This window comes from Comamonas sp. FG99 (assembly GCF_057808605.1).
Map to the genome: position 1 here is coordinate 1 of NZ_JBMDII010000073.1, position 10,247 is coordinate 10,247.

The 10,247-nt window shown below is 71.8% G+C and carries 8 protein-coding genes; all 8 read left to right on the top strand.

Annotated features, from left to right (window positions below; all coding sequences use genetic code 11):
* On the top strand, positions 1-1,287 hold a 1,287-nt coding region (locus tag ACODRX_RS25565), incomplete at its 5' end, for a sigma-70 family RNA polymerase sigma factor (RefSeq protein ID WP_488874363.1).
* A 102-nt stretch (positions 1,288-1,389) separates the two neighbouring features.
* On the top strand, positions 1,390-3,786 hold the full coding sequence (locus tag ACODRX_RS25570; RefSeq protein ID WP_488874364.1) for a TonB-dependent siderophore receptor: 2,397 nt from the start codon (positions 1,390-1,392) through the stop codon (positions 3,784-3,786).
* A gap of 130 nt (positions 3,787-3,916) precedes the next feature.
* Positions 3,917-4,210 carry a DUF3649 domain-containing protein gene (locus ACODRX_RS25575; RefSeq protein WP_488874365.1) on the top strand — a complete coding sequence of 98 codons (294 nt, stop codon included), beginning with the start codon at positions 3,917-3,919 and terminating at the stop codon, positions 4,208-4,210.
* Between the two features lie 2 nt (positions 4,211-4,212).
* Positions 4,213-5,907 carry a PepSY-associated TM helix domain-containing protein gene (locus ACODRX_RS25580; protein WP_488874366.1) on the top strand — a complete coding sequence of 565 codons (1,695 nt, stop codon included), beginning with the start codon at positions 4,213-4,215 and terminating at the stop codon, positions 5,905-5,907.
* Complete coding sequence (locus ACODRX_RS25585; protein ID WP_488874367.1) at positions 5,904-6,260, top strand: DUF3325 domain-containing protein; 357 nt, start codon at positions 5,904-5,906, stop codon at positions 6,258-6,260. The genes ACODRX_RS25580 and ACODRX_RS25585 overlap by 4 nt, the downstream gene beginning before the upstream one ends.
* 111 nt (positions 6,261-6,371) lie before the next feature.
* The gene (locus ACODRX_RS25590; protein ID WP_488874370.1) at positions 6,372-7,553 is read left to right on the top strand and encodes an efflux RND transporter periplasmic adaptor subunit; all 1,182 of its coding nucleotides are present in this window, start codon (positions 6,372-6,374) and stop codon (positions 7,551-7,553) included.
* The gene (locus tag ACODRX_RS25595) at positions 7,547-9,520 is read left to right on the top strand and encodes an ABC transporter permease (protein ID WP_488874368.1); all 1,974 of its coding nucleotides are present in this window, start codon (positions 7,547-7,549) and stop codon (positions 9,518-9,520) included. The genes ACODRX_RS25590 and ACODRX_RS25595 overlap by 7 nt, the downstream gene beginning before the upstream one ends.
* Before the next feature lie 2 nt (positions 9,521-9,522).
* Positions 9,523-10,247: TolC family protein (locus tag ACODRX_RS25600; RefSeq protein ID WP_488874369.1), on the top strand; the 725-nt coding region annotated here is incomplete at its 3' end.

Consider the following 10,247-nt stretch of genomic DNA (forward strand, 5'->3'; position numbering starts at 1 on the left):
CCCCCCCCCCCCCCCCCCCCCACCGGCAGTCGCGAGGAGGCGGGCGACCTGGTTCATGACACCTGGCTGCGGCTGGCCGAGCATGCGCGCAGCGCGCCCGGCGGTGCGGCCGGTGACGAGGCGCCGCGCGACGCCACGGCCTATCTGGCGGTGATGGCCCAGCACCTGGCGCTGGATGCGCAGCGCCGCCAGCAGCGCCACTTGCGCTATCTCGATACGGCGGCGGTGCGCGAGCAGCTGGCGCCCAGCCATGCGCCCGACGTGGCCGATGCGGTGATGTACCGGCAGGCGCTGGCCATGCTGGAGAACACCCTGGCCGGCCTGCCCGAGCGCAGCCGCGCGGCCTTTGTCGCGCACCGGGTGCACGGCGAAAGGCAGCCCGAGATCGCGGCGCGGCTGGGCGTGTCGCTCAACACGGTGGAGCGCGACCTGATCCAGGCCCATGCCTGCATCGAGGATGCGCTGCACCGCTGGCGCGGCAGCCATGCGGGCAGCGCTGCTGAAAGCGCCAAGAGCGCTGCCCGCCGCCCAGGGCGGCGCCGCAGCCTGGGCGCGCTGCTGGGCGTGGCGGGCATGGGCCTGGGCGGCAGCCTGGGCTGGCAGCAATGGCGCCACTACCGCGATACCCATGTGCAGTGGCAGGCGGCCTGGGCCAGTGCGCGCGGCCAGCAGCTCAGCCAGCAGCTACCCGACGGCTCGAGCCTGCTGCTCGATGCGCTGAGCCGTGCCGAGGTGCGCTATTTCGCGGCACGGCGCGTGGTGGCGCTGGCGCAGGGCGCGGCCTTCTTCGAAGTGGCGCGCAACCCCGAGCGCCCTTTCATCGTGCAGGCGGGTGGCGTGCGCGTGACGGTGCTGGGCACGCGCTTCGGCGTGGAGCGCAGCGCCGCCAGCGGCGGCCACGAGCGCGTTACGGTGCAGGTGGAGTCGGGGCGCGTGCGCGTCGAGTCCGAGGCAGCCGGCGGCCGGGCCTACGAGCTGGGGGCGGGCCAGGGCCTGCGGCTTGAAGGCGCGGACGCGGTGCGCACCCAGGCCGCAGCGCGCGATGCGGCCGCATGGCGCCACGGCGAGCTGGCGTTTGCCGAGAGCACGCTGGGCGAGGCGCTGCAGCGGCTGGCGCGCTATGCGCCCTTCACGCTGGCCGCCACGCCCGAGGCGGCCAGCCTGCCGCTGAGCGGGCGCGTGCGCATCGCCCAGGCCCAGGCCTGGGTCATGGCGCTGCCCCGGGCGCTGCCGGTGCAGGTGCGGCGCCAGTCCGATGGCGGGCTGCTGGTGGCGCTGGCCCGGTGAGATGCGCGGCGGGCAGTTTTTTTTCAGGAATTCATGCGCCCAAGCGTCCAGTCAGTGATCCCTGTGGATTTGCTCCCCAACACTGATTCGAGGACGTCTTTCATGGCTACGCTTTTCTCTCGTTTTCGCCGTACCCCGCTGGCGCATGCCGCGCTGTGCGCGGGCCTGGCCCTGCCGCTGCATGCCGCCATGGCGCAAGTGCCAGTGCCGGCGCAGGCGCTGCGCTTTGACATTGCCGCGCAGCCGCTGGCCAGTGCCCTGGGCGAGTTCGCGCGCCAGGCCGGGCTGCAGCTGGCGCTCGACCCCGCCCTGGTGCGGGGCCGCCAGGCGCCTGCCCTGCAGGGCAGCCGCGATGTGCAGCAGGCGCTGCAGGCCTTGCTGCAGGGCAGCGGCCTGCAGGGGCGCATCGAGCAGGGCATGCTCACCATCCGGCCCGAGGCGGCCGACTCGGTCACGCTGGGCGAGGTGAAGGTGGTGGCCAACCAGCTGGGCGAGGTGACCGAAGGCTCGGGCTCGTACACGCCGGGCAGCATTGCCACCGCCACGCGGCTGGTGCTGACGCCGCACGAGACGCCGCAGTCGGTGAGCGTGATCACGCGCCAGAAGATGGATGACTTCCAGCTCACCTCGATCGACCAGGTGATGGAGCACACGCCGGGCGTGAGCATCGTGACCTACGACAGCGAGCGCACCGAGTACTGGTCGCGCGGCTTCGCGATCCAGAACTTCCAGTACGACGGCATCCCGATGATGCGCGACTCGTCCTATTCGGCCGGCAACACGCTCTCGGACATGGTGATCTATGACCGGGTCGAGGTGCTCAAGGGCGCCACCGGCCTGCTGACGGGCGCCGGCACGCCGGGCGCGACCATCAACCTGATCCGCAAGAAGCCCACGCGCGAATTCCAGGGCCACGTGAGCGTCGGCGCGGGCAGCTGGGACAGCTACCGCACCGAGATCGACCTGAGCAGCGCGCTCAACGCCAGCGGCAGCGTGCGCGCGCGCGGCGTGGCCGCCTATAGCGACAGGCATACCCAGCTCGATCGCTACGGGCGCAAGACGGATGTGCTCTACGGCATCGTCGAGGCCGATCTCACGCCGCGCACCCTGCTGACCGTGGGGGCGGATTCGCAGCGCAACAAGCCGCGTGCCTCCACCTGGGGCGGCATTCCGCTGCTCAATTCGCTGGGCGAGTTCAATGCCATGCCGCGCTCCTTCAACAACGGCGCGAACTGGAGCCACTGGGACCAGTACACGCGCACCGGCTTCGCCACGCTGGAGCATGCCTTGGACAATGGCTGGGTGGCCAAGGCGCAGTTCAACCACCAGGTCAATGGCTACGACGCCAACCTGGGCGCCGCGGCCGGCGGCTTTCCCAATCCGGCGAACGGCTCGGGCGTGTCGATGTGGGCGGGCCAATATATCGGCCGCACCACCAGCAATGCGGGCGATGTCTACATGAGCGGGCCATTCAGCCTGGCCGGGCGCGAGCACGAACTGGTGCTGGGCGGCAGCATCGCCAAGCGGCGCTGGAAGAACAGCGGCTGGTGGAAAACCTCGGGCTACGACCTCGACGTGCGGGACTACTACCAGTGGCAGGGCAAGGTGCCGGCGCCCGCCTGGGGCGCCACGCCCGACTACACCGATGACGAGACCACGCGCGAGCGCGGGCTGTACGCCGCCGCGCGCTGGAATCTGCGCGACGACTGGAAGCTCATCACCGGCGGGCGCTGGTCCAGCTACCGCAACCGCGTGGCCGAGCAGCACGAGTCCGGCGTGTTCGTGCCCTACCTGGGCACGGTGGTGGACCTGAACGACACCTATTCCGCCTACACCAGCTACACCGGCATCTTCACGCCCCAGGCCCTGCAGGACGAGCAGGGCCGCAGGCTCGATCCGCTGCAGGGCAAGAACTACGAGCTGGGCATGAAGGCCAGCTTCCTGAGCGGGCGCCTGAATGCGTCGGCCGCGCTGTTCCAGCTGGAGCAGGACAATTTCGGCATCGAGACCGGCGGCATGACCCCGAACGGCGGTACCGCCTACCGGGCGGTCAAGGGCGTCAAGACCAAGGGTTACGAGCTGGAGGTGTCCGGGCAGGTTACGCCGAACTGGCAGTTGCAGGCCGGCTATTCGCACAGCACCTCGCACCAGCAGGGCGAGCGCGTGGCAACGCTCACGCCGGCCAGCCAGTTCAGCCTGTATACCAGCCACAAGCTCGGCGGCAGCCTGGCCGGGCTGACGCTGGGCGGCGGCATGCGCTGGCAGGACAAGACCTGGGGCAATGTCTCCCTGCCGTCCGGCGAGTCGGCAAGGCATACGGTCAAGGGCTACTGGATCATGGATCTGATGGCGCGCTACGAATTCAGCAAGCAGCTCTCGGCCTCGCTGGCCATCAACAATGTGCTGGACAAGAAGTACTACACCGTCTTCAGCTGGTACAGCACCTATACCTGGGGCGCGCCGCGCAGCGTGAATGTGAGCATGACCTACAAGTTCTGAGCCTGCCCGAAGGGCCCGCTTCGCAGCCGCGGCGCAAACGAAAGTGGCCCTTTTTTGATTCTCGTTTGTCATGTATAGGAAAGGGCCGCGCTGCGGCCCGCACCCCACTGTGAAACCCTGATTGCTGTCCATGTTCTGTGCTTTTGCGGCCCGTCCAGGTCTGTCCGTTCTCTCCCGCCTGCTGGCCGCCGTGCTCGGTGGCTACCTGCTGGCCAGCGCGCTGGCCGTATTCTTGGCGGCCGCCTTGCCCGGCCCGCGCGCCGATGCGGTGCTGGCGGGCATGCAATGGAGCTTCGCGCTGCATGTGCTGGCGGTGGTCTGGGCGTTTTCGCCGCTCTCGCCGGGCCGCGTCTGGCTGGGCCTGCTGCTATCCGCGGCTGCGCTGGCGGGCGCGGCGGCACTGCTGGCGCGCTGGGGAGGCTGAGCATGGCTGCCAAGGAAAAAACGCAAGCCAAGGCCAAGGCATCCGGCGCGGGCCAGGGCGGCTTTCGCCAGGCCCAGGCCTGGCTGCATACCTGGTGCGGGCTGTGGTTCTCGTGGCTGTTGTTCGCGGTGTTCCTGACCGGCTCGCTGGCGGTGTTCCAGGAGTCCATCACGCACTGGATGACGCCCGAGCACCATGCCGAGGAGGCGGCCGCCGCCCAAGCATCGGCGCCGGCCGGCGCGGGCCTGGGCCAGCGCCTGGCCTGGGGCGCGGCCTACATGCAGCAGCACCACCGCGGCGCGCAGATGTGGGAGATCTGGCCGTCTGATCCCCAGGGCGCGGGCGAGCTGCGCGTGTACTGGTTCGACGAAAAACGCCAGTATGCCCAGGCCGAACTCGACCCGGCCACCGGCGAGCCGCTGCAGCGCGGCCATGGCCACGGCGCGGCGCGCGCCACGCTGGGCGGCCATCATTTCGTGGACTTCCATTACGAGCTGCATGCGGGCCAGGCCGGGCTGTGGGTGGTGGCCATCGCGGCGCTGGCCATGCTGGTGGCCCTGGTCAGCGGCGTGGTCACGCACAAGCGCATCTTCAAGGACTTCTTCACCTTCCGCGCGCGCAAGGGCCAGCGCAGCTGGCTCGACGCGCACAACGCGGTGGCGGTGCTGACGCTGCCGTTCCAGTTCATGATCGCCTATACCGGCATCGTGATCTCGGGGCTGAGCTTCATGCCGGCCGGCATCTGGAGCGAGTATGGCACCGGCCAGGCGGCGCGCGCGGCCTTCTTCGCCGAGCTGAGCGAGTCCGGCAAGCCCGCGCCTGCCGGCAAGCCCATGGCGGTGCCCGAGCTGGAGAGCTTTGCGCGGCGCGGCCAGGAGCTGATGGGCCAGCCGGTGCGCGCGGTGGTCGTGGACCATCCGGGCGACGCGGCGGCGCGCATCGGCGTCTACGGCTGGAACAGCGATGCCGACGCCCAGCGGCGCCTGAGCCCCAACACCGGCATGGCCATGTTCTCGGCCGCCACCGGCGAGCTGCTGCAGCTGCGCCGCCCCGGCGGCTCGGACGGCGGCGGCGCCGCGCTGGCCCAGGCGGTCATGGGCGGGCTGCACATGGTCCCGTTCGGCGGGCTGGCAATGAAGTGGCTGTACTTTCTGTGCGGCCTGGCGGGCAGCGCGATGATGGCGACCGGCGCCATCCTGTTCATGGTCAAGCGCCGCGACCGCCACCTGGGCGAGTTCGGCGCAGCGACCGCGCGCGTGTACCGGTTGATCGAAGGCCTGAACCTTGCGGCCATCGCCGGGCTGGGCCTGGCCTGCATCGGTTATCTGTGGGCCAACCGCCTGGTGCCCGTGGACCTGGCGCACCGGGACGACTGGGAGCTGGCGGCCTTCTTCGGCATCTGGGCGCTGGCCCTGGCGCATGCGCTGCTGCGCCCGCCCGCTGCGGTGTGGCGGGACCAGCTGGGCCTGCTGGCCTGGCTGTGCCTGCTGCTGCCGCTGCTCAATTGGCTGAGCGTGGGCGACCAACTGATCGCGCAGCTGCTGCGCGGCGACTGGGAAAGCGCCGGCGTGGAGCTGTTTTGCCTGGCGGCGGGGCTGGCCGCCGCGTGGGCGCGGCGCTGCGCCAAACAGCGGCAAAGTGGGCGGCTGCAGCGGCGCGGCGCGCGGCAGCTGGCAGAGGTGGAGGGCAAGGCATGAATCCGCTGCAGGCATCGATGCTGGCGCTGGCGCTGGCTTTTGCGGGCATTGCGGCGCTGGCCTTCGCGATGGACCGCCACCACGAACAGCTGACGGGCGTGCGCGAGGCGCCGCCGGCGCGCCGCCGCCTGCTGCGCTGCGCGGGCGTGCTGCTGCTGGCGGCCGCCGCCATGCCCTGTGCCTGGGCCTGGGGCGCCACGGTGGGCGCGGTGGCCTGGCTGGGCTGGCTCTCGGCGGGCGCGCTGGGCGCGGCGGCCCTGATCGCCGCCGCGCCGCGATGGGCGGCCGGCATCGCCTGGCTGGCGGTGCTGGCGGCCGCGGGTGGGGCGCTAGGCCTCGCCTGGTTCGCCTGAGGCCGGAACCTATGTGCCGGCGCAGTCTCCAATTCCGATCTATGGGGGGTATGCAATGAATTTCCTGCTTTCGCTGGCGCATGCTGAGCACTGGGGGGCGCGATGATGCCCATGGCGCATGCGCGCAGGCGTTGGACGGGCATCGCGGCCACGGCCGTGCTCGTGCTGGGCGTGGCGGCCGCGGGCCTGTGGTGGGCGCAGCGCCCGGCCATGGCCTACCAGAGCGAGGCGGTGGCGCGCTCGGACATCGAGGCCACGGTCACCGCCATCGGCACGCTGCAGCCGCGCCGCTATGTGGACGTGGGCGCCCAGGTGTCGGGCCAGATCATGCGGTTGCGGGTGGAGCCCGGTGCCCAGGTGGCCAAGGGCGACCTGCTGGTCGAGATCGACCCCAGCGTGCAGCGGGCCACGGTGGATGCCGGCCGCGCCTCGCTGGCCGGGCTGCGCGCCCAGCTGGCCGAGCAGCTGGCGCAGCGCCGCCTGGCCGAGCAGCAGCTCGCGCGCCAGCGGCAGATGAGCCGCGACGGCGCCACGCGCGAGGAAGACGTGCAGACCGCCGAGGCCAATCTGGCCATGGCCGCCGCGCGCATCGACCACCTCAAGGCGCAGATCGACCAGACCCAGGCCACGCTCAAGGCCGACGAGGCGCGCCTGGGCTATACGCGCATCTACGCGCCCATGGCCGGCACCGTGGTCTCGGTCGAGGCGCGCGAAGGCCAGACGCTCAACGCCACCTACCAGACGCCGAACATCCTGCGCATCGCCGACCTGTCGGCGATGACGGTCTGGACCGAAGTCTCCGAGGCCGACGTGCGCCGCGTGCGCGAGGGCATGCCGGTGTATTTCACCACGCTGGGCAGCGCCGGCCAAACCCGGCCCCGGCGCTGGAGCGGCACGGTGCGCCAGGTGCTGCCCGCGCCCTCGGCCAGCCAGGCGCAGCCCAGCGCCACGGCGGCGGCGCCCGCGCCCGCCACCAAGGCCGTGGCCTATACCGTGCTGTTCGACGTGGGCAACCAAGACTCGGAGCTGATGCCGCAGATGACGGCGCAGGTGGTGTTCGTCACCGCCAGCGCGGCGCAGGCGCTGACCGTACCGCTGACCGGGGTGCGTGAAGAGGGCGATGGCCATGCGGCGCGCGTGCTGGATGCGCGCGGCCAGCCCCAGGCGCGCCGGGTGAAGCTGGGCGTGCGCAGCCGCCACCAGGCCCAGGTGCTCGAAGGCCTGGCCGAGGGCGAGCGCGTCATCGTGGGCGAGACGCCGCTGGAGCGCGGCCTGAGGTGGCTGCAATGGTGAACGCGGACGCGGGGGGCGATACGCCGCTGATCGCGCTGCGCGGCATCCGCAAGCACTACGGCGGCGCGGGCGGCCAGCCGCGGGTGACGGTGCTGCACGGCATCGACCTCGATATCCGCGCCGGCGAATTCGTCGCGGTGGTGGGCAGCTCGGGCTCGGGCAAGTCGACGCTGATGAATATCCTCGGCTGCCTCGACAGACCCAGCGAGGGCTGCTACCGTTTTCAGGGCCAGGACGTGGCGCAGCTCGATGCCGACGCGCTGGCCTGGCTGCGGCGCGAGGCCTTCGGCTTCGTGTTCCAGGGCTACCACCTGATCGCCAGCGAAAGTGCCAGCGAGAACGTGCAGATGCCGGCCATCTACGCCGGCCTGCACAAGGACGAACGCCAGCGCCGCGCCGAGGCGCTGCTGGCGCGCCTGGGATTGGCCGAGCGCCTGGGCAACCGGCCCAACCAGCTCTCGGGCGGGCAGCAGCAGCGGGTGTCGATCGCGCGCGCGCTGATGAACGGCGGCCACATCATCCTGGCCGACGAGCCCACCGGCGCGCTGGATTCGCACAGCGGCGCCGAGGTGATGGCGCTGCTGCGCGAGCTGGCCGACGCGGGCCATACCATCATCCTCATCACCCACGACCGCAGCGTGGCGCGGCAGGCGCGCCGCGTGATCGAGATCAGCGACGGGCGCGTCGTTGGCGACAGCGCGGCGGGGGCGGGCAGCGACAGCGGCAAAGGCCTGGCGCTGGCGCATCCTCGGCCCGATGCCTGCGCCACGCCCTGGCCGGCCGAGCTGTTCGAGGCCGCGCGCAGCGCCTGGCGCGGCATGCGCCTGAACCGCGTGCGCACCAGCCTCACGCTGCTGGGCATCGTCATCGGCGTGGCCTCGGTCATCGTGATGCTGGCCATCGGCGAGGGCGCGCGCCGCAAGGTGGTGGAGCAGATGGGCACCATGGGCACCGCCATCCTCTACATGGGCAGCAAGCCGCCGGCCACCGGCGGGCCCGCCGGCCAGATCACCGAGGAAGACCTGGCCGCGCTGCGCGAGCTGCCCGAGATCAGGCGCGTGATGCCGGTGATCGGCGACCCGATCACGGTACGCTACGGCAAGGCCGACAAGCAGGTCTACGTCTTCGCGGCCAGCGAAGAGATGCCGCTGGTGCACCACTGGAAGCTGGCCCAGGGCCGCTACTACACCGAGGCCGAGGACCGCGACCAGGCGCCGCTGGTGGTGCTGGGCCACAAGGCGCACAAGCACTTCTTCCCCGATACGCCCCACCCGCTGGGGCGCCAGCTCATCATCGGCAACTCGGCCTTCGAGGTCATAGGCGTGATGAGCGAGCGCGGCGCGGACTCGGGCGCGCAGGACTATGACGACATGGTGTTCATCCCCTACCGTTCGGGCCGTGCGCGCGTCTACCAGGTGCAGACCCAGCCCGACTACGTGGTGATCGAGGCGCGCAGCGCGCAGGTGGTGCACGAGGCAGAGCAGGCCATGCACCGGCTGCTGCTTGCGCGCCACGGCGGGCGCGAGGACTTCGGCATCGGCAACGCGGCCGCGCGCATCCAGGCCGAGGCCGCCACGCGCCAGAGCATGGCGGTGATGCTGGGGCTGATCGCGGCCGTATCCCTGGTGGTGGGCGGCATAGGCGTGATGAACGTGATGCTGATGACGGTGCGCGAGCGCACGCGCGAGATTGGCATCCGCATGGCGGTGGGCGCGCGCCAGAGCGACATCCTGCGCCAGTTTCTCACCGAGGCCAGCCTGGTGACCCTGGTGGGCGGCGTGGCCGGCCTGCTCGCGGGCCTGGCCGTGGGCATGGTGCTCATCGCCTGGGGCGTGCCCGTGGTGTTCTCGGTGCGGGCCATGCTCGGCGCCTTTGCCTGCGCGGTGGTCACTGGCCTGGTCTTCGGCTACATGCCGGCCCGGACCGCAGCGCGGCTCGATCCGGTGCGCGCCTTGGCAGGGGAGTGATGATGAAGCTGCATCCATGCATCCAAAGCGTGGGCCTGCTGGCCGGCGCATTGTGGCTGGCCGGCTGCGCCGTGCCCGCGCAGCCGCTGGAGCGGGCGCCGCCCGAGCTGCCGCAGCGCTGGTCAACCGGATCGGGCGAGCCGGCCGGGCAAATCAGCGCCCATTGGTGGCGCGGCTTTGGCAGCGCCGAGCTGGCCGCGCTGGCCGAACAGGCGCAGCAGCGCAGCCTGGACGTGGCCGCCGCCGCCGCCCGGCTGCGGCAGGCGCAGGCCCAGGCGGCGATTGCCGGTGCTGCGCTGGCGCCGCAGCTGACGGCCAGCCTGGACGCCGGCCGCGAGGGCCGCATCGGCGGCCATGCCGTGGTGAGCGGCAGCCGCTACGGCGCGGGCTTGACGGCGAGCTACGAGGCGGACTTCTGGGGCCGCCGCCGGGCCGAGCGCGACAGCGCCCGGGCCGCGCTGCAGGCCAGCGCCTTCGACCGCGATACGGTGCGGCTGGCCGTCACTGCCAGCGTGGCCGGCGCCTGGCTGCAGGCCGTGGCGGCGCGCGAGCGCAGCGGCATCGGCGAGCGCAACCTGCAAAACGCCGAGCGCCTGCTGGCGCTGGTCGAGGCCCGGGCGCGCGCCGGCGCGGCCACGCCGCTGGAGCTGGCCCTGCAGCGCGGCCTAGTGGCCGGCCAGCGGCGCGAGCTGGCGGCGCTGCGCCAGCAGGCCGACGACGCGCGCAC

Bases quoted from the DNA above. Each gene is read 5' to 3' on its own strand.
- ACODRX_RS25575 (WP_488874365.1), top strand. From the start codon at position 3,917: ATGTTCTGTGCTTTTGCGGCCCGTCCAGGTCTGTCCGTTCTCTCCCGC.
- ACODRX_RS25585 (WP_488874367.1), top strand. From the start codon at position 5,904: ATGAATCCGCTGCAGGCATCGATGCTGGCGCTGGCGCTGGCTTTTGCG.
- ACODRX_RS25570 (WP_488874364.1), top strand. From the start codon at position 1,390: ATGGCTACGCTTTTCTCTCGTTTTCGCCGTACCCCGCTGGCGCATGCC.
- ACODRX_RS25590 (WP_488874370.1), top strand. From the start codon at position 6,372: ATGGCGCATGCGCGCAGGCGTTGGACGGGCATCGCGGCCACGGCCGTG.
- ACODRX_RS25580 (WP_488874366.1), top strand. From the start codon at position 4,213: ATGGCTGCCAAGGAAAAAACGCAAGCCAAGGCCAAGGCATCCGGCGCG.
- ACODRX_RS25595 (WP_488874368.1), top strand. From the start codon at position 7,547: ATGGTGAACGCGGACGCGGGGGGCGATACGCCGCTGATCGCGCTGCGC.